Annotated in this window: 16 protein-coding genes and 5 tRNA genes; 12 read left to right on the forward strand and 9 right to left on the reverse strand. The window is 72.0% G+C overall.

Features of this window, described 5'->3' with window-relative positions; all coding sequences use genetic code 11:
- Positions 1-35 precede the first annotated feature (35 nt).
- The gene (locus IEZ27_RS06765; protein WP_189646396.1) at positions 36-2,318 is read right to left on the reverse strand and encodes a TOMM precursor leader peptide-binding protein; all 2,283 of its coding nucleotides are present in this window, start codon (positions 2,316-2,318) and stop codon (positions 36-38) included.
- 286 nt (positions 2,319-2,604) lie between these two features.
- On the opposite strand from IEZ27_RS06765, the gene IEZ27_RS06770 reads away from it, so the two are divergent.
- On the forward strand, positions 2,605-5,514 hold the full coding sequence (locus tag IEZ27_RS06770) for an ATP-binding protein (protein ID WP_189646397.1): 2,910 nt from the start codon (positions 2,605-2,607) through the stop codon (positions 5,512-5,514).
- Positions 5,515-5,687: 173 nt separating this feature from the next.
- On the opposite strand, the gene IEZ27_RS06775 is transcribed toward IEZ27_RS06770, so the two are convergent.
- The 5 genes from IEZ27_RS06775 to IEZ27_RS06795 all read right to left on the reverse strand — a co-directional run bounded on the left by IEZ27_RS06775 (position 5,688) and on the right by IEZ27_RS06795 (position 8,227).
- Positions 5,688-5,759 (reverse strand) — tRNA-Val (locus tag IEZ27_RS06775).
- A gap of 19 nt (positions 5,760-5,778) precedes the next feature.
- A tRNA-Gly gene (locus tag IEZ27_RS06780) sits at positions 5,779-5,850 on the reverse strand.
- Between the two features lie 47 nt (positions 5,851-5,897).
- Positions 5,898-5,968, reverse strand: a tRNA-Cys gene (locus tag IEZ27_RS06785).
- Positions 5,969-5,983: 15 nt separating this feature from the next.
- Positions 5,984-6,055: transfer RNA gene (locus IEZ27_RS06790), tRNA-Gly, on the reverse strand.
- 90 nt (positions 6,056-6,145) lie between these two features.
- Positions 6,146-8,227: an N-acetylmuramoyl-L-alanine amidase gene (locus IEZ27_RS06795; RefSeq protein WP_189646398.1), complete on the reverse strand. Its 2,082-nt coding sequence runs from the start codon at positions 8,225-8,227 to the stop codon at positions 6,146-6,148.
- Between the two features lie 206 nt (positions 8,228-8,433).
- On the opposite strand from IEZ27_RS06795, the gene IEZ27_RS06800 reads away from it, so the two are divergent.
- The 8 genes from IEZ27_RS06800 (at position 8,434) to IEZ27_RS06835 (ending at position 17,228) form a co-directional block, all read left to right on the forward strand.
- A complete protein-coding gene (locus tag IEZ27_RS06800; protein ID WP_125635369.1) occupies positions 8,434-8,709 on the forward strand; it encodes a hypothetical protein in 276 nt (91 codons plus the stop codon).
- Positions 8,710-8,721: 12 nt separating this feature from the next.
- A complete protein-coding gene (glmS, locus tag IEZ27_RS06805) occupies positions 8,722-10,542 on the forward strand; it encodes a glutamine--fructose-6-phosphate transaminase (isomerizing) (RefSeq protein WP_189646399.1) in 1,821 nt (606 codons plus the stop codon).
- Between the two features lie 61 nt (positions 10,543-10,603).
- Entirely contained in the window at positions 10,604-11,377 is a 774-nt protein-coding gene (locus IEZ27_RS06810; protein ID WP_229823501.1) for an SAM-dependent methyltransferase, read from the forward strand.
- 109 nt (positions 11,378-11,486) lie between these two features.
- Entirely contained in the window at positions 11,487-12,425 is a 939-nt protein-coding gene (locus IEZ27_RS06815; protein WP_189646400.1) for a Bug family tripartite tricarboxylate transporter substrate binding protein, read from the forward strand.
- Positions 12,426-12,626: 201 nt separating this feature from the next.
- Positions 12,627-14,819 (forward strand): ribonucleoside-diphosphate reductase subunit alpha, encoded by a 2,193-nt coding sequence (locus IEZ27_RS06820; protein ID WP_229823515.1) that lies wholly within the window; start codon positions 12,627-12,629, stop codon positions 14,817-14,819.
- Positions 14,820-14,830: 11 nt separating this feature from the next.
- Positions 14,831-15,826: a ribonucleotide-diphosphate reductase subunit beta gene (locus tag IEZ27_RS06825; protein WP_189646402.1), complete on the forward strand. Its 996-nt coding sequence runs from the start codon at positions 14,831-14,833 to the stop codon at positions 15,824-15,826.
- 19 nt (positions 15,827-15,845) lie between these two features.
- A complete protein-coding gene (locus IEZ27_RS06830) occupies positions 15,846-16,934 on the forward strand; it encodes a mechanosensitive ion channel family protein (protein WP_189646403.1) in 1,089 nt (362 codons plus the stop codon).
- 218 nt (positions 16,935-17,152) lie between these two features.
- A tRNA-Pro gene (locus tag IEZ27_RS06835) sits at positions 17,153-17,228 on the forward strand.
- 150 nt (positions 17,229-17,378) lie between these two features.
- On the opposite strand, the gene IEZ27_RS06840 is transcribed toward IEZ27_RS06835, so the two are convergent.
- Positions 17,379-18,710, reverse strand: a complete 1,332-nt coding sequence (locus IEZ27_RS06840) for an amidase (protein WP_189646404.1) — start codon at positions 18,708-18,710, stop codon at positions 17,379-17,381.
- 253 nt (positions 18,711-18,963) lie between these two features.
- On the opposite strand from IEZ27_RS06840, the gene IEZ27_RS06845 reads away from it, so the two are divergent.
- Positions 18,964-19,257 (forward strand): hypothetical protein, encoded by a 294-nt coding sequence (locus IEZ27_RS06845; protein ID WP_125635383.1) that lies wholly within the window; start codon positions 18,964-18,966, stop codon positions 19,255-19,257.
- A gap of 212 nt (positions 19,258-19,469) precedes the next feature.
- Here IEZ27_RS06845 and glgC read toward each other — a convergent pair whose 3' ends face one another.
- Entirely contained in the window at positions 19,470-20,705 is a 1,236-nt protein-coding gene (gene glgC / locus IEZ27_RS06850) for a glucose-1-phosphate adenylyltransferase (protein WP_189646405.1), read from the reverse strand.
- Positions 20,706-20,940: 235 nt separating this feature from the next.
- On the opposite strand from glgC, the gene glgA reads away from it, so the two are divergent.
- Both glgA and IEZ27_RS54890 read left to right on the forward strand, forming a co-directional pair.
- Positions 20,941-22,116 carry a glycogen synthase gene (glgA, locus tag IEZ27_RS06855; RefSeq protein ID WP_189646406.1) on the forward strand — a complete coding sequence of 392 codons (1,176 nt, stop codon included), beginning with the start codon at positions 20,941-20,943 and terminating at the stop codon, positions 22,114-22,116.
- Positions 22,117-22,120: 4 nt separating this feature from the next.
- Positions 22,121-22,246 (forward strand): hypothetical protein, encoded by a 126-nt coding sequence (locus tag IEZ27_RS54890; protein ID WP_268246038.1) that lies wholly within the window; start codon positions 22,121-22,123, stop codon positions 22,244-22,246.
- 50 nt (positions 22,247-22,296) lie between these two features.
- Here the strand turns inward: IEZ27_RS54890 and IEZ27_RS06860 are convergent, their stop codons facing one another.
- The gene (locus IEZ27_RS06860) at positions 22,297-23,445 is read right to left on the reverse strand and encodes a hypothetical protein (RefSeq protein WP_189646407.1); all 1,149 of its coding nucleotides are present in this window, start codon (positions 23,443-23,445) and stop codon (positions 22,297-22,299) included.
- Positions 23,446-23,474 lie beyond the last annotated feature (29 nt).

Here is a 23,474-nt window from a genome sequence, read left to right on the forward strand (position 1 = left end):
GCTCCTCTCCGTACGTCCAAGGACCCGCGAACCGGTCAGAAGAAGACGCTGGTCGGGTTGAGGTCGTCCTCGGCGCGGGGCTCGGGGACCCAGCCGAGCGAGACCGGCACGTCGTACAGCCGGCCGGGGCCGAGCCGCCGCCAGAAGTGCCGCATGCCGGGCGCGATCACCCGGACCACGCTCAGCTCCAGGTCGGGACGGCTCTGGTCGAGCGCGATGACCTCGATCCCGGCCGCGGCGGCCCTGGCCACGCAGGTCTGCACGTCACCGGCCAGGTCGCCGCCGTCCGATCGCGCGTAGTCGCCCAGCGTGCGGGCAGGCAGGGCCGGGTCGGGCACCAGCCACGGCTGCTCGGCCAGCTTCGTCTCCTTCCACCAGGCCAGCGTGGCGACGTCGTCGTCCAGGTAGAGGGTCTCGCCCCGCTCGTCGCGCCGCTCCACCGAGGGCAGGAACTGGTTGACCTCGGTCAGCGTCCTGATGGCGGCGATCCGCGGGTCGAGGTGCGCGCCGAACCCGACGATGACGTCCTCGACCGGATGCCCGGTACGGTGCGAGACCCCCACGAACGCCGGGATGCCGAGGTCGGTCGTGATGTCGAGCAGCCACAGGTCGCGGTCCATGCCCCGGTAGAACTCGCGCACGGTGTCGACGTACGGGTCGCGCAGCGAGTCCAGGTCGAAGGCCGGCCGCCGGGCCCGGTTGTACCACCACAGGGCCACCGCGTCGCGCTCGACCAGCTCGCAGAAGCCCTGGAGGACGGCCTCCTCGACGGAGTTGCCCGAGGCGTTGCCGTTGGAGTCGCCCACGCAGTAGAAGTGGCGTTCCAGGTCGGGGTGGCCGTACCAGGCGTACCCGGCGGGCACCAGCCGCTCCCGCTCCTCGGTCAGCGACCAGGCGGGCGACCAGTCGATCGGCAGGTCCGTACGGAACCGTTCGGGCACCAGGTGCAGCCGGTGGGCGGGGTCCTTGTTCCACTCCTCGCGGCCGGCGTACTGGGCCTGAGAGAAGTGCAGCAGCGACTCCGGATGCACGGCCACCTCGGGGTCGAGGTCGGCGTAGGCGGCCTCGGTGACCGGCTCCTCGCCCCGCCACACGCCCGAGTAACGCTCGATGGCCTCGCACAGCGCGCTCACCCTGGCCTGCACCTCGGTACGGCCCTTGCCGCCGCTCTGCCCGCGCAGGTTGCGCCGCAGCAGGTCCATGTTGTCGCCGATCATGGCGAAGTTGTGGCCGGCGGTGAAGCTGTAGGTGACGCCGTTGTCCTGGTCGGCGAAGGTGTGCAGCCGCGTGACCGCCCCGATCAGCGGGCTGATGTGCTTCTCCAGCCGGGCGTACGTACGCGCGGGCGGCTCGATGCGGTAGCCGCCGTCGGTGACGTGCCGGGCGCTGCGCGCCGACAGGGCGATCTTGGGACTGCGCTCGCTGATCAGGGTGGGGTCGCCGCAGGCCGGGCACTGCGGCAGCCGGACCATGGTGTGCTCGGCCACGCCGAGCGTGCGCAGGTCGATCGTGGTCATCCGGCCTTCGAGCCGCGAGGAGGCCGCCCCCGCGGCGATCCGCGCCAGCTCCACGGCCAGCAGGCCGCCCGCCACGGCCGGTCCGGCCGGCGCCGACTCGCGCGCCGGGTGGTACGGCACCCCGCCGCCGCGCTTGCCCGCCAGGTACCGTTCGACCTGCCGGTTCCCGGCCAGCCGCTGCGCCAGGCAGGCCCAGCAGCCGGTACGTCCGGGCTGGAACACCGGCCCCACCCAGAGCGTGATCCCGCCCGGCTTGACCAGCGCCCACGGGTGCCCGGCGGCCAGGTAGGCGGCGTTGAGCCGGTCGAGCGCCGGGTCGAGGTAGTCCCCGGCCACCACGACCGACAGCGTGCCCCCGGGCCCGGCCGCCTCCTCCTCCACGCTCCTCGTACGTATACGCAATCCGTGCTCACGCAATACCGGTACCACCGGCGCGGCGTCGGCCCCTTCGCAGGCCACGACCGTGAATTCGGTACGCGAGAGCGCGTCGTGGGCGTGCACGGGGTCAATTCCCTGCGCGTCCCAGAATGCCAGCGTGGCGTCCGGCCAATCGGGACGGCCATTGGCGAGATGGCCGAATGCGGCGAATTTACGAATGGCGATGAGCGTCTGCGGGAGCGGCACCTCCTCGCTCAGCGCGCTCGCGATCTCGGCGACGGTACGCCGTCCGTCCAGGTAGGGAAGGAGTTTCCCGGCCCCCGCCGCCTGGACGAGGTAGTGCTGACCCTCGGCCAGGAGAAACACCTTCGACCCGTCGATCACCTGAGGCGTGAAGTGCGCCTTGAGACGTGGGCGGTCCATGACCCTCCCCGTATCGGGTCCATATCGGTTGATCGCAGAGTCGCACCGGGCCGGATCCGGTGTAAAGACGTAATTCCGGCGTACGCATTTCAGCGGTACGGAGGGCGAAAATACGTATTGGTCCGTCGGGAATGCGCATGCGGCCGCCGCGGGCGGGTCCAGTTGCACCAGCTGCCAATAGTCCGGATTAGTCGGATTTGTGAGCGTAGGTATTGACAGCCCGCCCGCCCGAGGCGGCATGATCCTGGTGGACAGTTTCAGGGGGGCCAGACTGTGGGGAGTAGCGATGTCTTCGGGGCAGCCGCTGCTACACCGTGACGTCGAGACCGAGGCGATCCGAGAGGCGCTGTCGAGGGTCCGTGCCGGCGGCCCCTCCGTGCTCCTGATCCAGGGATCTCGTGGCATGGGCAAGACCACCCTGCTCAACGCCGCCCTGGCGGCCAGGGTGGAGACCGGGGCGCTGCTGCTGATGGCCCGGGGGCACCCGACCGAGCGCGACCACCCGTTCGGCGTGGTCCGCCGGCTCTTCGAACCGCTCATGAGCGCCGGCCGCGCGCCGCCGACCGTCCCGCCCGGCGCGGGTCCAGGGGGCGCCGCCGCCGGCCCGGACCTGGGCTCCGACCTGGGCTCCGATCTGGGCGGTGGGCTCGGCGGCGGGCTCGATCGGGGGCGTCCCGTCACGCCCGACCTGCTGCACGGTCTCTACCGCGCCACCCGCTCCTTCACCGGCGACCGGCCGCTGATCATCGCCGTCGACGACGTGCACCACACCGACCCGCAGTCCTCCCAGTGGTGCTCCTACATCGCCAGGCGGCTCGACGGGCTGCCCATCGCGATGGTCCTGACCACCGCCGACACCGGCGGCCCCGACGACCTGGCCAGAGACCTGGCCGCCCTGCCCTACACGCGGCTGCTGCGTCCCGCGCCTCTGTGCGCCACCTGCGCGGGACTGCTCATGGAGTCCGTGCTCGGCACGGAGGAGCCGGTCGGCGAGGAGATCGCGCTCGCCTGCCACCGGCTCACCCAGGGAAACCCGCTGCTGCTGCGGGAGCTGGCCGGGCGGCTGGCCAGGTCCGGCGTGCGCCCGGTGAGCGCCGAGCTGCCCCGGGTGCTGGAGATCGGCGCGCTGGCGCTGACGGAGACCGCGCTCGGCTGGTTGTCCGGCAGCGGCTCAGGCGTGGACGCGGCCGGCGTGGACCTGCTGCGCAGCCTGGCCATCGTCGCGCCCGAGGACGGCATGGAGGTCGCCTCCATGATCGCCGGGCACGGCCAGGACACCGCCAGGGCGGCGGGGGAGACGCTGCGCCGCGCCGGGCTCGTCACGGGCACGCCGCCCGACCGCTTCGCCCACCCGCGCATCCAGCAGGCCGTGCTGGCCGGGATGGACCCGGGCGAGCGCGACCGGCTGCACCGCCGTACCGCGTCGCTGCTGTACCGGCTCGGCGCGCCGCTGAGGCGTTCGGCCCGGCACCTGATGTCGGCCGGCCCGACCGGCGACCCGCTCACCGTCACCGTGCTGCGCGAGGCGGCCGGCGAGGCCGCCGCCAAGCACTCGTGGGAGGACGCGACCGGCTACCTGCACCGCGCGCTGGCCGAGACCGACGACCCCGACACCGTGCTGGAGGTCACCGCCGAGCTGGGCGCCGTCGAGAAGCACCGCGACCTGCCCGCCTGCCTGCGGCACCTGCGCACCGTCTACGGCCGGGTCCGGCTGGCCCCGCACGCCCTCATGTCGCTGGCGCCGTTCGCCGACATCCTGGTCACCGCGAACTCCGCCGAGGCCGCCGAGGTCTTCGCCGGCGCGGCCGAGACCGCCGCGGCCACCCCGTCGCTCGCCGGCACGGACCTGCTGCTGGTGTTCGCCGCCCAGGCGCTGTTGTGGGGCCGCTCGGCCGGGCGGCTCGGCCTGCGCCAGCTCGGCCGTTCCCTCGGCACGCTGGTCAGCCCGGCGGCCAGGGAGTTCCTCAGCGTGCTCGCCCTGGCCACCGGCGCGCGGGGCCGCAGCATGTCGCGCATGCTCGCCCAGACCCGGCGCTGCCTCGACGGCCAGGGCGCCGTGCCGGTGGCCGCCGTGTTGCCGCTGGTGTGGGGCGACCGCCTCGACGAGGCCTCCTACTGGGCCGAACGGCTGGTCAGCGAGACCCGGGACGCCGGCTCCGGCACCGGCCTGGCGCTGGCGCTGCTGACCAGGGCCGAGGTGCGTTACCAGCTCGGCAGCCTGGAGGCGGGGCTGGCCGACGCCGAGGCCGCCGTCGCCAGTTCCCGCGAGTGCCAGGCGGAGGGCTTCCACGTGGCCGCCGCCGCCTGCGCGGCGCGGGTGCTGGTGGAGTTCGGCGACCTGGAGGCGGCCGAGTCCGCGCTGAAGTCCGTGGCCCCGTACGGCGACTGGCACCCGATGATCTCCGGGCAGGCCCTCGACGCCCTGGGCCGCGTCCGCCTCGCCCAGGGCCGCCCGCGCGACGGCCTGCTGACCCTGCTGGAGTGCGGACGCCGCCTGACCGCCGCCGGCATCACGAACCCGGCCTGCGTGCCCTGGGGCACGAACTCGATCCTGGCGTACGTGTTGTCAGGGGAACGCTCGGCGGCCCGCATGGTGGCCGAACGCGAACTGGAGCTGGCCCGCGCCTGGGGCGCGCCGACCGTCGTCGCCCGCGCGCTCAGCGCGGGCAGCATCGCCCACGAGGGCGAGGTCCGGCTCGACATGCTGCACGAGGCCGTCGCCCTGCTGGCCAACCGGGGCGCCCGGCTCGAACACGCCAGGGCCCTGCTGCGCCTCGGCATCGCCCAGCGGCAGGCCGGCGACGACGGGAAGGCGCACGAGACGCTGGCCCTGGCGCTGCGGCTGGCCGCCGACTGCGGCGCGGTCCGCCTGGCCGCCCTCGCCGACAAGCACCGCGCCGCCACCGCCCCGGCGCGCGCCGCAGTCCTCGTGCCCGGCCAGGACGACCACGTGCTGACCGTCGGCGAACGCCGGGTCACCGACCTGGTGCTGCGCGGGATGAGCAACCTGGAGGTGGCGACGACGTTGTCGATCAGCAAGCGCACCGTGGACACCCACCTGGCCCGCATCTACCGCAAGCTCGGCATCCACACCCGCGCCGAGCTCGCCGTGATCCTCACCGGCCTGTCCGACGACGACCGCGCCGACCTCCGGCCCGGCGAGCCCGTCCCCACAGGCCCGCACGAGTTCCTGTGACCCGCCGGCCACGAGAAGCTGTGAGCCGGACAGCGAAAAGCCGCAAGACGGACAGTGAGGAGCTGTGAGGCCGGACAGCGAAAAGCCCCAGTCGTACGGCTGCTGCCGTGCGCTGGGGCTTGACTGCCGTCCGGACCGGACCGAAACCCGGCCTGACTCCCGAAGGGAGTGTGTGGACGATACTGGGATTGAACCAGTGACCTCTTCCGTGTCAGGGAAGCGCTCTCCCGCTGAGCTAATCGTCCTTGTTGAGTTGTCACTCAGAGCGGAAGACGGGATTCGAACCCGCGACCCTCACCTTGGCAAGGTGATGCTCTACCACTGAGCCACTTCCGCATGGCGCACTTACTTTACCGGAACCCGAGGACTCCGTTGTACCACCGAGGTGGAGACGGGATTTGAACCCGTGTAGACGGCTTTGCAGGCCGCTGCCTCGCCTCTCGGCCACTCCACCAGGAGTATGACTCCGAGCGGAAGACGGGATTCGAACCCGCGACCCTCACCTTGGCAAGGTGATGCTCTACCACTGAGCCACTTCCGCGTGAATCCCCCGCGAACTCGCGGGGCCACGGGAAAACCATATCGTCTTCCCGGAGTGCCCGTGCGCAGCCTGAGCCCCGTGGGGCGAAATTCAGCGGATGACGCGCACATCCTTGGCCTGGACGAACATGATCCGGTGCCCGAGCTGGATCTGGTGGTACCGGACGGACCCCGTGACCCGTACGTGCCTGGCCGGGTTGAAGGCGTTGGCGGCGTAGTAGGAGCCGGTGACCGTGCCGCCCAGCGAGTACGACTGCTCCGGCCCGATCCGGTACTTGAGCGGCGTCAGCGGCTGGACCGCCGCCCCCTGGTACGCCGACCTCTCCGGATAGGCGCGGCCGTACACCCTGGTGCCGGCGGCCAGCGGCGTGACCAGCGGGCCCTTGGCGGGCACGGCCGTCGGCGCCGACGCCGGGTTGTAGAACCAGGCCCGCTGGCCCAGGTACCAGATCGCCGTCCAGTCCCCCTCCCGCCCGGCCACCGCGAACCGCTGCCCGGTCGAGGCGCGGGCGCTGTGGTCGTAGACGCTGTACGTGCTGGGCTTGGGCCCGGGGTGCTTGCCGAGGTCGGTGACCAGCGGGGCGGTCGGGCTCGGCGCGCTGCGCAGCCACACGCTGGCCGCGCCGTGCGCGGGGCACCGCCGGCCGGGCTTGGTGCTGGCGCAGCCGGTGAAGTACGCCTGGTTGGCGTCGTAGGAGGGGCGGATGATCACCGACGAGCCCGAGCCGTCGCCCTTGATCGGGTGGCGCATCAGCTCGAAGTAGTGCGCCCAGTCCCAGTACGGCCCGGGGTCCTCGTGCATGCCCGAGACCGCCTCCGCCGTGGCCCCCGGCACGTTGTCGTGGCCGAGGATGTGGGCGCGATCGAGCGGGATGCCGTACCGGCCGGCGAGGTAGCGCACCAGCCTGGCCGACGAGCGGTACATCGCCTCGGTGTACCAGGCGCCCTTGGCCAGGTAGCCCTCGTGCTCGATGCCGATCGAGCGGGCGTTGACGTCCCAGTTGCCGGCGTGCCAGGCGATGTCCTTCGTCGGCACGTGCTGGGCGACGTGGCCGTCGCGGGAGCGGATCGTGTAGTGCCAGCTCACGTACCTCGGGTTGCGCACCATCGACGGGATGCCCTGGAAGGTGCCCTCGGTGTCGTGGATGACGATGTAGTCGACCTGCCGGCGGCCCTCGACCCGGTCGTGGTTGCCGTAGTCGTGGTCCTTCTTCTTGCCGTACCGCTTGTAGGCGGCGGGCATCCACTCGCACCTGAGCGTGTTCGGGCACTCCGCCTGGGGGTTCGCGGCGGTCAGCGGCATCTCCTCCGGCGCGGGCACGTCCCAGTCGGACTCGGCGGCCGACTCCGAGTCGTCATCGCCCTCGGTCTCCATGTCGGGGAAGAAGAACGCGTCGTCATCGTCGTCGTAGCCGTCGCCGTCCCAGCCTCCCTCCCCGTCGCCGTCCCAGTCGTCGTCCGCGCCGCTCTTGGCCGGTGGCGGCCGGCGCAGGCCGGGCACCGCCTCCAGGCGCACGTCGAAGCCGTCGTCGGTACGCCGCGACATCCCCTCGCCCATCACCGCGAACACCTCGTCGGCGAAGGCCCGCGCGGCGAGCGGGTCGCGGGTGCCCGAGTACCGGGCGACCGCCTCGTACCAGTCGGCCGGGTCCGGGCTGGGGCGGCGCTGGTAGGAGGCGAGCAGGGCGGCGCCGGCCCTGATGTTGGCGCGCGGGTCCGCGCGCAGCGTGCGCGGCGCGAGCCCGGCCAGGCGTCCGGCCGGCGCGAGGGTCTCCTCGGACTCCGGCACCGCCGACTTGCGGTACGCCGCCGCGTGCCGGATCGCCCGCCGGGGCATCGGGCGGGCGTCGTCGCCCCTGGCGTCGCCGGGCGCGAAGCCCTCGCCGCCGTCCGCCTGCCCGGCCGGTACGGCGTCCACCAGGTGCATCGGGCCGTAGCCCCCGGCCGTGCTGGGCCGGCCGCCGTTGGCGTCCCATCTCGACTCCAGGTACGACACCCCGAGCAGCACGCTCACCGGCACCCCGAACTCCGCGGCCGCGGCCGTGAAGTCGGCCTGCCGCCCCTGCTCCCGGACACCGGGGACGGCGGTGACGGCGGTGACGCCGGTGGCCGCCGGGCCGCCGACGGTGGTGAACACGCTGGCCGCCAGGACGGCGGCGAGCCGGAGCTGCATGACATCTCCCCACGGAACGGCGTTACAGGACTACCGACCGTAACCATTCCCAGAAAGGGATGTGTCAGACGGGCCGGATGATACGGATGAGATCCATGGGGTTCGGCAAGGAATGGGAAGCCGGAGAACCGCTCTGGAGTTAAATCCTGCCCGATTCCGGGCAGGATGTTGGCGTGTCTCGCTCCATGTGCGTAGTGTCCTCGCTTGTGTCAACGGCGCGGCATCCCTACGAAGACCTCATCGACCACCTCACCCGGACGAGCGCGCTCGACCCGGGCGAGGCGGCCCGCGTGGTCGCCGACGTGCTGGCGTACTTCTCCGAGCCGGTCGAGGAGTTCGTACGCCGCCGTCACGGCGAGCTGAAGGCCCGCGGCCTCACCAACGACGAGATCTTCCCCCGGATCGCCGCCGAGTTACCCGCACGCCGGGTAGCGGCACCAGAGCTGTCGCTGCGGCAGCTCCGCAGGATCGTTTACGGATAAGAGGAGACCTCGATGTGCGGAATCGTGGCCTACGTGGGCCCCAAGGACGCGGCGCCCATCCTGCTCGAAGGGCTGCAGCGGCTCGAATACCGGGGCTACGACTCGGCCGGCGTGGTGGTGTCGAACAAGGGGCTCAAGGTACGCAAGGTCAAGGGCCGGGTCGCCGACCTGGCCAAGGTCGTGCCGGTCCGGTTCAAGGGCAACCACGGCATCGGCCACACCCGCTGGGCCACCCACGGCGTCCCCAGCGACGAGAACGCCCACCCGCACCTGTCGGCCGACCAGCGCATCGCCGTCGTGCACAACGGCATCATCGAGAACGCCGGCGAGCTGCGCGCCAAGCTCGTGGCCGACGGCGTCGAGTTCCTGTCCGAGACCGACACCGAGGTCCTGGCCCACCTGATCGCTCGCGCCGCCGACGAGAACGACACGCTGGAGGAGGCGGTCAGGAAGACGCTCAAGACCATCGTCGGCACGTACGGGATCGCCGTGATCGACGCCGAGCGGCCGGGCGAGGTGGTCGTGGCGCGCAACGGCAGCCCGATCGTGATCGGCATCGGCGAGAAGGAGATGTTCGCCGCCTCCGACGTCGCCGCCCTGGTCCGCTACACCCGCCAGGTCGTGCACCTGGAGGACGGCGAGCTGGCCGTGCTCAAGGCCGACGGCTTCCACACCTTCACCGGCGACGCCCGCGAGACCGCCAAGGAGCCGCTGACCGTCGACTGGGACGCCGGCCACTACGACACCGGCGGCTACGAGCACTACCTGCTCAAGGAGATCTCCGAGCAGCCCGAGACGATCACCCGTACGATGAGCGGCCGCCTCGACGAGCGTTTCCACGTCGCCCACCTCGGCGGCCTGAACATGGACGCCCGCGAGACCCGCTCGTTCCGCCGGGTGAAGATCATCGGCTGCGGGTCGGCGTACTACTCCGGGCAGATCGGCGCGCAGCTCATCGAGGAGCTGGCGCGCATCCCCGCCGACGCCGAGCCGGCCAGCGAGTTCCGCTACCGCAACCCCGTCGTCGACCCCGACACCCTCTACGTCGCGATCAGCCAGTCGGGCGAGACCTACGACACCCTCGCCGCCGTCCAGGAGCTCAAGCGCAAGGGCGGCCGGGTGATCGGCATCGTCAACGCCGTGGGCAGCGCCATCGCCCGCGAGGTCGACGGCGGCATCTACCTGCACGCCGGGCCCGAGGTGTCGGTCGCCTCGACCAAGGCGTTCACCTCGACCTCCGTCGCCTTCGCGCTGCTCGCGCTGCACCTGGGCCGGGTGCGCGACCTGTCGCCGGCCGACGGGCGGCGCATCGTGGAGGGCCTGCGCCGGCTGCCCGGCCAGATCGAGGAGATCCTCGCCCAGGGCGACAAGATCGCCGAGCTGGCGCAGAAGTACGCCAAGCACCCGAGCATGATGTTCGTCGGCCGGGTCAGGGGCTACCCCGTGGCCCGCGAGGGCGCGCAGAAGCTCAAGGAGATCTCGTACGTGCACGCCGAGGCGTACCCGGCCAGCGAGCTCAAGCACGGGCCGCTCGCGCTGATCGGCCCCGACATGCCGACGGTCGCGGTCGTCCCCGACGACGAGCTGCTCGACAAGAACCTCACCACGCTCGGTGAGATCCGCGCGCGGGGCGGCCAGGTGCTCATGGTCGGCCACCGCGAGCCCGGCGGCAAGCTGGCCGACGACGTGATCGTGATCCCGAAGAACGAGATCGAGCTCGACCCGATGTTGCTGACGATCCCGCTCCAACTGCTGGCCTACCACGCGGCGGTCGCCCTCGGCAGGGACGTGGACAAGCCTCGCAATCTCGCCAAGAGCGTTACTGTCGAATAAATTCAGCCACAATTCCCTCAAGGTAGTGTTATCCGGCTGCACACCACATAAATTCGATAGTGTGCGGCAGTCCGACCCCCACACGCCCAATCTCGCACGCATGTACGACTACATGCTCGGCGGGAAGGACAACTTCGCGGTCGACCGCCTGGCCATCGAGCAGCTCGCCGAGCTGGTCCCGGAGGCGGTCCCGCTGGCCCGGGCGAACCGGGCCTTCCTGCAGCGTGCCGTGCGTTACGTGAGCGCCGCCGGGGTCACCCAGTTCCTCGACCTCGGCAGCGGCCTGCCGACGCAGGGCAGCGTGCACGAGGTCGCGCCGGAGGCCCGGGTCGTCTACGTCGACAACGACCCGGTCGTCGCCGCCCACGCCAGGGCCCTGCTCGCCGGATCGGGCAGGGCCGCCTTCCTCGAAGCCGACCTGCTCGACCACGGCGAGGTGCTGGCCCACGCGGGCCGGTTCCTGGACCTGTCGCGGCCGGTCGCGATCGTGCTGGTGTCGATCCTGCACTTCCTGCCCGACGCGGCCGGCCCGCAGGACGCGGTGGCCGCGCTGCGCGAGGCGGTCGCGCCCGGCAGCCACCTCGTGATCTCCCACGCCACCTCGATGGCCCGCCTGTCCGACGAGGAGGAGACGCGGGGCGTCTACCGCGGCTCGTCGCGCTCGGGCGGGGCCGACCGCAGCCCCGCCGAGATCCGCGGCTTCTTCGGCGGCTTCGTGCTCGATCCGCCCGGTCTGGTGCAGGCCGTGGACTGGCGGCCGGACCGGCCCAAGCTGGTGGGTGACTGGTCGCTGCCGTCGTCCCTGATGGCCGGGGTGGCCAAGAAGCCGGACTGACACCGGTATACGCCGAAATTTCGGGTAACTGTACCCCGATGTGTAACAGCGAGTGAAGTGTCAATAACTTTAGGTAATGACGGTACTCGCGTAGCTCGGGGGAGGGCGGATGCGCCGTCGGCGGTTCCTGGCGTGGACCCTGGGCGCGGCGGCGTGCGCCGCCGGCTGCGGGAGCGAGCATGTCACCGGCGGCACGGCCCGGTTCTCGATCCGCGCGGACGGCAGCCGCTGGGCCCGGGTCGGCCAGGCGTTCGCCGCCGCCGCGCGCGCCTCCGGCGTCGGCACGAGCCCCACCGGTACGAAGATCACCGTGACCGGGCTGCCCGCGCTGGCGGCCTCGGAGCTGAACAACGGCCAGACCCTGCTCGACACCGCGACCCCGCTGTCCAGGCTGACCGGCGACGTCGAGGTCGTCGTCGTGCCGGTCAACTCCCTCTTCAAGGACTTCGACGACTTCGGCGCCCACCTGCGCGCCGAACCGAGCCGTACGATGCTGGCCGGCGGCCCGCAGGGCGAGCCCGACCACCTGCTGTTCGGCCTGATCGCCAAGGGGCTCGGCGCCGACACCAGGCAGATCGACTACACCGGCTACCCCAGCAGCGACGAGGCCGTCTCGGCGCTGCTCGGCGGCAAGGCGGCGGCCGCGGCGGGCCTGCTCGGCGACTGGCGAGCGGCCATCGACGCCGGCCGGGTCAGGGCGCTGGCGGTGTCGTGCGCCCGGCGGGTGCCGGGGCTCGACGTGCCGACCCTGCTGGAGTCCGGCGTACGCGTGGACTTCGCGGACTGGGCCGCGGCCGTCGGGCCCGAGGACATGACGGAGGACGGCCGCGAGTCGGCCGTGCGCATGTGCGACGAGGTGACCTCCTCGCCCTCGTGGCGGCGGGCGTGCCGGGCCGCGGGGTGGATCTCGATCCCGCTCAGCGGGGACGACTTCAAGGTGTGGCTCACCTCCGAGGTCGAGCGCACCCAGGCCGTACTGCGTGATCTTGGGCTGCTCGCCAGTAGCAGAGCCACAACATGCTGGGGTAGTTGCGGGAACGGCCACTAGATGTACGATCCAGGTCGTCGCTGGTTCGCCTCCACGGAGGCGGAGCAACTGGGAACCCGGTGCCATTCAGGGGCCGCCCCGCAGCGGTGATCGGGCACGACCGCCGTCATGTGCGCTGGACAGACCCGGGAAAAGCGGCGGTCCGCACCAGGCCCTCACCCGCCCGCGCGCCCCCACCGGGACGAACGCGAGGAGACGCACGTGACGCAGATCGCCGAGTCCGTCCGTGGGCCCGGGAGGGCCGATCGCCGCCTGGCCATCGAGGAGGCCGCCGCCCGCGTGATCGCCGATCCCACCGGCTCCCGGGTCGCCGCGCGGCTGCTGGCCGAGGAGATCGCCGAGGAGGCGGCCGGTCAGGGGGTGCGCACGTTCCCGGAGTCGATCGCGGCGAGCCACGCGGCCGGGCTGATCCAGGACGGCCTGGCCGCCTTCGTCGCCGCGCACGCCGCCGAGCTGGACGCGCTGGTCACGCACGAGGCCGACGACCGGTTCGAGTACTTCGGCCTGCGTACGGTCCACGACCGTTACCTGCTGCGCCACCCGCGCACCCGGGCCGTGCTGGAACGTCCCCAGCACTTCTTCCTGCGCGTGGCGTGCGGCCTGTCCGAGACGGTCGCCGAGGCCGCCGAGTTGTACACGCTGATGTCCACGCTGTCGTACCTGCCCGGCACGCCCACGCTGTTCAGCTCCGGCACGCGCCGGCCGCAGCTGTCCTCGTGCTTCCTGCTGGACTCGCCCCGCGACGACCTGGACTCGATCTACGAGCGGTACGGCCAGGTGGCCCGCCTGTCGAAGTACGCGGGCGGCATCGGCGTCTCGTGGACCCGGGTGCGGTCGCGGGGCAGCCTGATCAGGGGCACCAACGGCCACACCGACGGCATCGTCCCGTGGTTGCGCACCCTGGACGCCTCGGTCGCCGCGGTCAACCAGGGTGGCCGGCGCAAGGGCGCGGCCTGCGTCTACCTGGAGACGTGGCACGCCGACATCGAGGAGTTCCTCGAACTGCGCGACAACACCGGCGAGGACGCCCGCCGCACCCACAACCTCAACCTGGCCAACTGGATCCCCGACGAGTTCATGCGCCGCGTCGAGGCCGACGGCGTGTGGTCGCTGTTCGACCCGGACGAGGTGCCCGACCTGCCCGACCTGTACGGCGACGACTTCACCCGGGCCTACCGCGCGTACGAGGAGCAGGGCCGGTACGCCCGCCAGGTCCCGGCCCGCGCGCTCTACGGCCGGATGATGCGCACCCTCGCGCAGACCGGCAACGGCTGGATGACCTTTAAGGACGCCGCCAACCGCGCCTCCAACCAGACCGGCCGCCCCGGCAACGTCATCCACCTGTCGAACCTGTGCACCGAGATCCTGGAGGTGACCAGCGACGCCGAGACCGCCGTGTGCAACCTGGGCTCGGTCAACCTGGCCGCCCACCTGGCCTCCGATGGCGGGGACATGGACGGGGACATGGACTGGGAGCGGCTGCGCGCGACCGTGCGCACGGCCGTGCGCTTCCTCGACCGCAGCATCGACCTGGGCTTCTACCCGACGCCGCAGGCCGAGGCGGCCAACCGGCGGTGGCGGCCGATCGGGCTCGGCGTGATGGGCCTGGCCGACGTGTTCTTCGTGCTGCGGCTGCCGTTCGACTCGCCGCGGGCGCTGGAGCTGTCCACGCGGATCGCCGAGGAGATCGCGCTGGCCGCCCACGAGACGTCGGCCGACCTGGCCGCCGAGCGCGGGCGGCACCCCGCCTACCCCGACACCCGGGCCGCCGGGGGAGTGCTGCACCCCGACCACTTCGTCCCGAGCACCCCGCGCTGGGACGCGGTCAGGGACCGGATCGCGTGTACCGGGCTGCGCAACTCGCTCCTGGTCGCGATCGCGCCGACGGCCGCGATCGCCTCCATCGCCGGCTGCTACGAGTGCGTCGAGCCGCAGGTGTCCAACGTGTTCAAACGGGAGACCATGTCGGGCGAGTTCCTCCAGGTCAACCGCTACCTGGTGGCCGACCTCCAGGCGCGCGGGTTGTGGACGCCGCGGACGCGCGACGCGATCAAGCGGGCCGACGGCTCGGTCCAGGCGCTCCCCGGCCTGCCCGACGACCTCAAGGCGCTCTACCGCACGGCGTGGGAGCTGCCGCAGAAGGCGCTGATCGACCTGGCCGCCGCGCGCCAGCCGTACGTGGACCAGTCGCAGTCGCTCAACCTGTTCATGGCCGCCCCCACGATCGGCAAGCTCTCCTCGATGTACGCCTACGCCTGGCGGCGGGGCCTGAAGACGACGTACTACCTGCGCTCGCGCCCGGCGACCCGGATCACCCAGACCACGGTCCAGGCCGACCCGGAGGTGGTCGCCTGCTCCCTGGAGAACCCCGACGTCTGCGAAGCCTGCCAGTGAGGAGCCCCCCGATGTTGCTGGACCCCGGCATGGACCTGACCCTGCGGCCCATGCGCTACCCCGGCTTCTACGAGCGCTACCGCGCCGCCATCCGCAACACCTGGACGGTCGAGGAGGTGGACCTGCACACCGACCTGGCGGACCTGGCCAGGATGACGCCGCAGGAACGGCACCTGATCAACCGGCTGGTCGCCTTCTTCGCCACCGGCGACTCGATCGTGGCCAACAACCTCGTGCTCAACCTGTACCAGCACGTCAACGCCCCCGAGGCCCGCCTGTACCTGAGCAGGCAGCTCTTCGAGGAGGCCGTCCACGTGCAGTTCTACCTGACGCTGCTGGACACCTACCTGCCCGATCCGGGCGAGCGGGCCACGGCGTTCGCCGCGGTCGAGCACATCCCGTCCATCAGGGACAAGGCCGCGTTCTGCTTCCGGTGGATGGACTCGATCAACGAGCTGCGGCGGCTGGAGACCGGTGCCGAGCGCCGCCGGTTCCTGCTCAACCTCATCTGCTTCGCCGCCTGCGTCGAGGGCCTGTTCTTCCACGGCGCGTTCGCCTACGTCTACTGGTTCCGTTCCCGCGGCCTGCTCGGCGGCCTGGCCACCGGGACGAACTGGGTGTTCAGGGACGAGTCCATGCACATGGAGTTCGCCTTCAGCGTCGTGGACACCGTACGGGCCGAGGAGCCGGAGCTGTTCGACGACGAGCTGGGCGCGCAGGTCACCCGCATGCTGGAGGAGGCCGTGGCCGCCGAGCTGGCCTTCGCCGCCGACCTGTGCGGCGACGGCATGCCCGGCATGGGCGCCGCGCCGATGCGCGAGTACCTGGAGTACGTCGCCGACCGGCGGCTGGCCAGGCTGGGCCTGCCCCGCCGGTACGGCACGGCGAACCCGTTCGCGTTCATGGAGTTGCAGGACGTGCAGGAACTGGCCAATTTCTTCGAGCGGCGTGTCTCTGCGTATCAAGTGGCGGTTGAGGGAAATGTGACCTTTGACGAAACGTTCTAGAACATAGGGGGCGCGAAGCGTGCAGTCACCGGAAGCCTGGCCGATCCTCGTCATCTCGGTGGTCGGAGCGGTGCTCCTGGTGGAGGTGGTCCGCCGGGTGTTGTCACGGGTCGGACGAAAATGGGCCCTGGCCCGTCACCTGGTCGAACACTGCACATGGCCGGCGTTCTTCGTGGCCGTCACGGTCGCCTGCAACCTGGTGTTCGCGCCCGGGTTCTTCGGCGAGAGCGCCGGCGAGCGCAGCCTGGCCCAGACGGTCGACCGGGTCATCGCGCTGCTCACCATCGGCACGGTGACCTGGCTGATCATCCAGGCGACGTACGCGATGACGGACGTCGTGCTCGACCGGCTGGTGCTCGTCGAGGGGGAGCGCAACCGCCGCGCGCGGCGGATCAGGACGCAGATCGCGCTGGTGCGCCGCATCGCCGCCGCGGTCATCATCGTGATCGCGCTCGGCGCCATGCTGTTCTCCTTCCCGCAGGTACGGGCGCTCGGCGCCGGGCTGCTGGCCTCGGCCGGCATCGCCGGCGCCGTCGTCGGCATCGCCGCCCAGCCGACCATCGGCAACATGCTGGCCGGACTGCAACTCGCCTTCAGCGACGCGCTCCGGCTGGACGACGTGGTCGTGGTGGAGAAGGAGTGGGGCCGGATCGAGGAGCTCACGCTCACGTACGTGGTGCTGCGCCTGTGGGACGAGCGGCGGTTGGTGCTGCCCGTCTCCTACTTCACCACGAACCCGTTCGAGAACTGGACCAGGCACGGCAGCCGCGTGCTCGCGGTGGTGTTCCTGCGTGTCGACTGGGCCGTGCCGGTGCCGAAACTGCGCGACGCGCTGTACGAGTTCCTCCAGGGCAACCCGCTCTGGGACCAGAAGGACTGGACGCTCCAGGTCACCGACGTGCTGCCCAACGGGCTCGTCGAGCTGCGCGCCCTGATGAGCGCCGCCGACTCGCCCTCCTCCTGGGACCTCAAGTGCGACGTACGCGAATTCCTCGTCAATTTCGTCCGCGACAACTACCCGGACGCCCTGCCCCGCTTCCGCGTCGAGACCCCTGAAACGCGTGTGGGCGTCTCCTGGACCGGCGACCACGATCGGGACGGACGATAAATCCGTGGCGACCGCGGATAATTCCGGTTTATCGTGGAGCTCGTCAGGACGACATTTCGGAAAACGAGGAGAAAGGCGGCGGCCATGTGCGGACCTCGGCGCGTCAGGCCGTCAGCCAGTGGCCCTGAACTGCGGCAAAGGCTTTCCAGATGATGTAGTGAGAAACTTTTGGAAAGCCGTCCCGAGCCTTCGCCGGGGCGGCTTCCTCGATTTCACGACCGGGTGTGGGGCAGTCAGGTCAGCCCACCTGCCTTGGGAGCAGGAGCATCGCAGGTTCGAATCCTGCCACTCGGACGGCGGCCCTGAAAGAAAAGGGCCGCGGGCTTCGGCCTGGCCGATGGGAATGGCGCCCCCCGGCCGGACACGAGACCCCGCCCCGGGCACGGCCCACGCCAGCCCATCCCGGGGCTCATCAGCCTTTCCCGCAGCCCGCCGTCCGCGCTCTCACCGGGCGGCCAGGCGGAACAGCAGGTCCTCCCGGCCCGGACGGCAGACGAGCTGAAGCCCGACCGGCAGGCCGTCCACCGAGCCCGCGGGCACGGTCAGCGCGGGCAGCCCGAGCACGTTCCACGGGCTGGTCAGGGCCAGCAGCGCGGCCCGTACGGCGACGGTCCGGCCGTCCAGCTCGATCTCGCGCCGGTCCAGCGGCGGCGCGACGAGCGGCACGGTCGGCAGCGCCAGTACGTCGTGGCCGTCGAACAACGCCTCCACCGTCTTGGCCAGCGCGGGCCGCCCCTCCACGGCCCTGACGTACGCCCAGGCCGGCACCCGCATGGCCGCCCGCAGCCGGTCGAGCACCTCGGGGTCGAACAGCTCGGGCGCTTCGGCCACCCGGTCGGCGTGCACGGCGGCCGCCTCCGCGCGCTGGATCGCCGCGTACGTCTCCCGCAGTTCCTCGGCCAGCCCGCCGGGCAGCCGCAGTTCCTCAGTCACGACCCCGGCCGCCGCCCGCGCGACCTGGACGACGCGCGGGTCGCAGACCGACAGCGCGGTGGGATCGAGCCACGCCACCCGCACGTCCTCCGCCTCCCCGCCGCCGCTCCCGGCGGGCGGCGGTCCGCCGGCGGCCAGGTGGCGGTAGGCGACGAGGCAGTCGTACGGGTCGGCGGCCAGCACGCCGACGTGGTCGAAGCTCCGGGACAGCGGGAAGACACCGCCCGCGGGGATCGCGTCGTAGGCGGGCTTGAACCCGGCGATCCCGCACAAAGCGGCCGGGATGCGGACCGAGCCGCCGGTGTCGGTGCCGAGCGCGAGGGGCACCAGGCCGGCCGCCACCGCCGCCGCGCTGCCGCCGCTCGACCCGCCCGACATACGCCCGGGGTCACGCGGGTTGCGCGAGGGGCCGTTGGCGGAGCGGTCGCCGGTGGGGCCGTACGCGAACTCGTGGGTCGTGGTCTTGCCGACGATCACCGCCCCGGCCTCGCGCAGCAGCGTCACGCACGCGGCGTCGGCCTCGGCCACGTGGCCGGCGAAGTGCCGCGAGCCCATGGTGCAGGGCAGGCCGGCGACGTCGATGAGGTCCTTCACGGCGACCGGCACGCCGTGCAGCGAGCCGCGGTCGGCGCCCGAGGCCAGCTCCTCGTCCGCGCGCCGCGCGGCGGCCCGCGCGCCCGCCGGGTCCACGGTGACGAAGGCGCCGAGCGCGGGATCCAGCCCGGCGATCGCGTCGAGCGCCCGCCGGGCCAGCTCGGCGGCGGTGGTGCGGCCGGCACGCAGGTCCCGGGCCAGGTCGGTGAGGGAACGGCCGGTGAACGGGCCGGGCGGCGTGGGCGGCATGAGGTCCTCTCCGGGCAGGTCACGGCGACTCCCGCCGAGCCGGGGCGGCCGTCCGGAGCAGACTAGTCGAACGGCCCCGACGGCCGGCGTAGGCGCCTGGAGGGTGATGGTTACCGGAGTGCCATGAGAAGGCGTGACATCGGCGGCTAGCACCGGAAAGCGGTGAGACGTTTCCTGGCGTGGCGCTACACGGCGATACGAGGGCGATTACGTACAGTGAGCAGCGATGTCAGTTCGTGATCCAGGGGGAATCATGAAAGCCAACCTCATCGTGGCCGGCGGCTTCGCCGTAGCCGCGCTGTTCGGGATGGCGGGGGCGGCCAACGCCAACGTCGAGGACCACTCGGAGAAGTGCGGGTGGAGCGCGTCCGACGACTCGACCGGGCTCCACATCACGCCGTGGGGTGTGTCCGCCACCCATCACGACGACGACGACTGTGAGCACAGGGAGCACGCGCGTCCCTACCACCACGGCTTCAACTACGGCTACTGGCCGGGCCGCTCGTACTGGCCGGGCATCTGGGCGGGCGCCTGGGGCGGCGTCTGAGGCCGTGCCTCCTGAGCCCGGGCCGCGCCGCGCGTGGCCCGGGATCCTGCGTTGCCGGGAGCCGGTGGCGGCGGGCTCGCCGCGCCCGTTGTACCCGGCGCTCCATGCCCCCATGAGCGCCGGCCCACCGCCCCGGTGGGCGAATCCCCGCCAGGACAACGACGCCCGCGCGCCCACGAACGTGGTGAGCACCCGCCCCGGCCCGGTCGGCCCTAGCGGTCGACGATCTCGTTCTTGCCGATGACCACGACGCCGCCGCGGGTCAGTGCGAAGCGGGTGCGGTCGTAGTCGAGGTCGAAGCCGATGCGCGCGCCGTCGGGGATCACCACGTTCTTGTCGATGATCGCCTTGCGCACGATCGCGCCCCGGCCGACCTTGACGTTCTCCATCAGCACGGAGTCCTCCACCAGCGAGTGCGAGTGGAGCACGACCTTCGGCGACAGGATCGAGCGCATCGCCATGCCGCCCGAGACGATCACGCCGGGGGACACCAGCGAGTCGATCGCCCGGCCCACCCGGTCGCCGTCGTTGTGCACGAACTTGGCCGGGGGCAGCGGGTCGTGGCCGGTGAAGATCGGCCACTTGTCGTTGTACAGGTTGAAGATCGGGTGGGCGGAGATGAGGTCCATGTGGGCCTCGTAGTAGGCGTCGAGGGTCCCCACGTCGCGCCAGTAGCCGCGGTCGCGCTCGCTGGAGCCGGGCACGATGTTGTTCTTGAAGTCGTAGACGTCCGCGCCGCCGGACTTGACCAGCATTGGGATGATGTTGCCGCCCAGGTCGTGCTTGCTGGTCGGGTCGAGGGCGTCCTCGCGCAGGGCGTCGATCATGGCCTGGGTCTTGAAGACGTAGTTGCCCATCGAGGCGTAGACCTCGTCGGGGGAGTCGGCCAGGCCCACCGCGTCCTTCGGCTTCTCCCGGAAGGCCACGATGCGGCGGCCCTCGGGGTCGGTCTCGATCACGCCGAACTGGTCGGCCAGCGACAGCGGCTGGCGGATCGCCGCGACCGTCACGTCCGAGCCGGAGTCCTCGTGCTGCTCGACCATCTGCCGCGGATCCATGCGGTAGATGTGGTCGGCGCCGAACACGATCACGTGCTCGGGCATCTCGTCGTAGATCAGGTTCAGGTTCTGGAACAGCGCGTCCGCAGAACCGGAGAACCAGCGCGGCCCCAGCCGCTGCTGGGCGGGCACGGGGGTCACGTAGTTGCCCAGCATCGCCGACAACCGCCAGGTACGGGAGACGTGCCTGTCGAGGCTGTGGTTCTTGTACTGGGTCAGTACGACGATCTTCAGGAAGCCGCCGTTCGCGAGGTTCGACAGCACGAAGTCGATCAGCCGATACATCCCCCCGAACGGCACCGCCGGTTTGGCCCGATCCGCCGTGAGCGGCATGAGCCTCTTGCCCTCTCCACCTGCCAGCACAACCGCAAGCACCCTCCGGGACCTCATGTCCAGGACGCTACCCTCAAATGGCCGATCTATCGACGAAACCCCGCACTGTGCTGTGCTCTTGTGTCCGGATTTTTCCTGCTAGAGGACGGGGCGGACTTACCGACATTGGGTTGTATCGATGTGTTCTCCATGCCTACGTCGGTTCACAAGTGCGGTGCCTGAGTTGATCGTCGGCGCAAAACTTGCCGCTCGCGCGCGGTCGCCGGGCCCGGCCCGTCGTAAGGTCGTGGTCATGCGTGTTGATCTGCTCAGCAGGGAGTACCCGCCGGACGTCTACGGGGGCGCCGGGGTGCACATGGAGTACCTGGCCAGGGAGCTGCGCGAGCTGGCCGACGTCCGGGTGCGCTGCTTCGGGGCCGACCGCGAGGAGCCAGGTGTTTCGGCCTACCGGGTGCCCGGCGGCCTGGAGCGGGCCAACGCGGCCCTCCAGGTGCTCGGCGTCGACCTGGAGATGGCCGCCGCCTGCGAGGGCGCGGACGTCGTCCACTCCCACACCTGGTACGCCAACTTCGCCGGGCATGTCGCCAAGATGCTCCACGGCATGCCGCACGTCGTCACCACGCACAGCCTGGAGCCGCTGCGCCCGTGGAAGGCCGAGCAGCTCGGCGGCGGCTACACGGTCTCCTCCTGGGCCGAGCGCACCGCCCTGGCCGCCGCCGACGCGGTGATCGCGGTCTCCGAGGGCATGCGGCGCGACGTGCTGGCCGCCTATCCCGAGATCCCGCCCGGCAAGGTCACCGTCATCCACAACGGCATCGACACCGCCGAGTACGCCCCCGACCCCGGCCTCGACGTGCTGAAGAAGCACGGCGTCGACCCCGACCGGCCTTACGTGATCTTCGTCGGCCGCATCACCCGGCAGAAGGGCCTGGTACACCTCCTGCACGCCGCCCGCGCCTTCGACCCGGACGCCCAGCTCGTCCTGTGCGCCGGGGCGCCGGACACGCCGGAGATCGCCGCCGAGGTGACCGGGCTGGTACGCGGCCTCGACCGCGACGGCGTGTTCTGGATCTCGGAGATGTTGCCCAAGCCCGAGGTCATCCAGCTCCTCACGCACGCCTCGGTGTTCGTGTGCCCGTCGGTCTACGAGCCGATGGGCATCGTCAACCTGGAGGCCATGGCCTGCGAGACGGCGGTGGTGGCGACCGCGACCGGCGGCATCCCCGAGGTCGTGGCCGACGGCGAGACGGGCCTGCTGGTGCCGATCGACCAGGGCCCCGACGGCACCCCGCACGACCCCGAGGCGTTCGCCGCCGACCTGGCCGAACGGGTCAACACGCTGCTGGCCGACCCGGCGCGGGCGGCCGCGATGGGCCGCGCGGGGCGGGTCAGGGCCGTCGAGCACTTCTCCTGGGAGCGCATCGCCCGCCGCACCCTCGACCTGTACGCCTCGCTCGGCCGCCCCTGAGCTCATGGGCTGGACACTGGAGACCCCCGAGGGCGGACGCATCGACGTGAACGCGTGGAACCGGCGCCCGGCCCTGGCGCTCCTGGAGGACTTCTGCCGCGCGGCGCCCGACGGCTTCACCTGCGCGTAGAAGGCGCCGCCGGCCTCGCGGACCGAGGGGGTAACGGGGTGCGCCCGAGGTCACGGGGTGCGCCAGAGGGCGGGGGTGGTCGGGCCGCCCTCGCGGCCGGTCCAGCCGGCCGCGTACACCTCGGCCGAGCCCGGGCGGTGGGCCAGCGCGGTGACCGTGTCGGCGACGCTGGTCGTCGTCCAGCGGCCGGCCGCGTAGTGGTGCAGGCGCGAGCGGGTCGAGTCCAGCACCCACATGCCCGCCCGGCCGTCGGGCTCGGCCTCGGTGAAGGCCGCGCCCTCCGGGCCCCAGAGGCAGCGCCAGGACGAGCCGTCCCAGTGCAGCGCCAGCGGGCGACGGCGTTCCAGCGGCTCGCCCTGCTCGTCGTACTCGCCGGGCGGGAGCCAGGACAGCCCGCCCACCACCCACACGTCGTCCGGGCCGAGCACGGCCACGTCGCCGAGCCGCGTCCTGGGGGACCGCGCGCCCGCGGGCGCGCCCGGCTCGGGCAGCGGCACCGCCTGCCACGCGGTTCCGTCCCAGCGGGCGGCGGGCTCGCTCGGGGTGGCGCCGACCGTCCACAGGTCCGCGCCCTCGCCGCCCAGCGCCCGCGCCGGGGCCGGCAGCCGGTACGCCCGCCACCCCGAGCCGTCCCAGCGCAGCGCGTCGCGTCCGGACACCGCCCACGGCCCGCGCGCGGCGGTCCCGTACAGGCCGATCGAGGCGGCGCCGTCCTCAGGGACGGCGGAGGTGGTCACCGCGCCGTCCGCGACGCCGGCGACCAGGCCGGGACGTCCGTCGCCGCCGCTCCCGAACGCCCACGCCCGCGCGCCGGAGAGCGCCCCGATCGCGGCGACCCGCATCCCGGACGGCAGCGCGTACGCCTGCCGCCGGTCACCGTCCCACCGGCTCAGCCCGCCGGACGTCGTCTCCATCCCGGCGGCCGTCACACGCTGGACGGACCGCGTCGCCCACACCACTCCGTCACCGGAGACCGCGAGCAGGTCGAGCGTGCCGTGCCCCTCGCCCGCCCGGAGCGCCCGGAAGGGCGACCGTACGGGCTCGGCGCGCAGGTCGTCGGCCCCGGGCGCCGGGCAGCGCGCCGGGCCCGCCCGCGCGGTGGCGCTCGCCGGCACACCGTCACCCGGCGGCCCGGCGCAGGCCGAGAGCGCCGCCAGCAGGCCGAGGCCCGCCGCGCGGGCCCGTACGGAACGCCTCACCCCGGCCCTCCTTCACGATCACCCGCAGG

Source organism: Nonomuraea spiralis, from assembly GCF_014648435.1.
Classification (GTDB): domain Bacteria; phylum Actinomycetota; class Actinomycetes; order Streptosporangiales; family Streptosporangiaceae; genus Nonomuraea; species Nonomuraea spiralis.

What these genes read in the sequence shown, in the direction of transcription:
- IEZ27_RS06765 (WP_189646396.1), bottom strand. Translation starts at nt 2,318, where the DNA reads ATGGACCGCCCACGTCTCAAGGCGCACTTCACGCCTCAGGTGATCGAC.
- IEZ27_RS06770 (WP_189646397.1), top strand. Translation starts at nt 2,605, where the DNA reads ATGTCTTCGGGGCAGCCGCTGCTACACCGTGACGTCGAGACCGAGGCG.
- IEZ27_RS06795 (WP_189646398.1), bottom strand. Translation starts at nt 8,227, where the DNA reads ATGCAGCTCCGGCTCGCCGCCGTCCTGGCGGCCAGCGTGTTCACCACC.
- glmS (WP_189646399.1), top strand. Translation starts at nt 8,722, where the DNA reads ATGTGCGGAATCGTGGCCTACGTGGGCCCCAAGGACGCGGCGCCCATC.
- IEZ27_RS06815 (WP_189646400.1), top strand. Translation starts at nt 11,487, where the DNA reads ATGCGCCGTCGGCGGTTCCTGGCGTGGACCCTGGGCGCGGCGGCGTGC.
- IEZ27_RS06825 (WP_189646402.1), top strand. Translation starts at nt 14,831, where the DNA reads ATGTTGCTGGACCCCGGCATGGACCTGACCCTGCGGCCCATGCGCTAC.
- IEZ27_RS06840 (WP_189646404.1), bottom strand. Translation starts at nt 18,710, where the DNA reads ATGCCGCCCACGCCGCCCGGCCCGTTCACCGGCCGTTCCCTCACCGAC.
- IEZ27_RS06845 (WP_125635383.1), top strand. Translation starts at nt 18,964, where the DNA reads ATGAAAGCCAACCTCATCGTGGCCGGCGGCTTCGCCGTAGCCGCGCTG.
- glgC (WP_189646405.1), bottom strand. Translation starts at nt 20,705, where the DNA reads ATGAGGTCCCGGAGGGTGCTTGCGGTTGTGCTGGCAGGTGGAGAGGGC.
- glgA (WP_189646406.1), top strand. Translation starts at nt 20,941, where the DNA reads ATGCGTGTTGATCTGCTCAGCAGGGAGTACCCGCCGGACGTCTACGGG.
- IEZ27_RS54890 (WP_268246038.1), top strand. Translation starts at nt 22,121, where the DNA reads ATGGGCTGGACACTGGAGACCCCCGAGGGCGGACGCATCGACGTGAAC.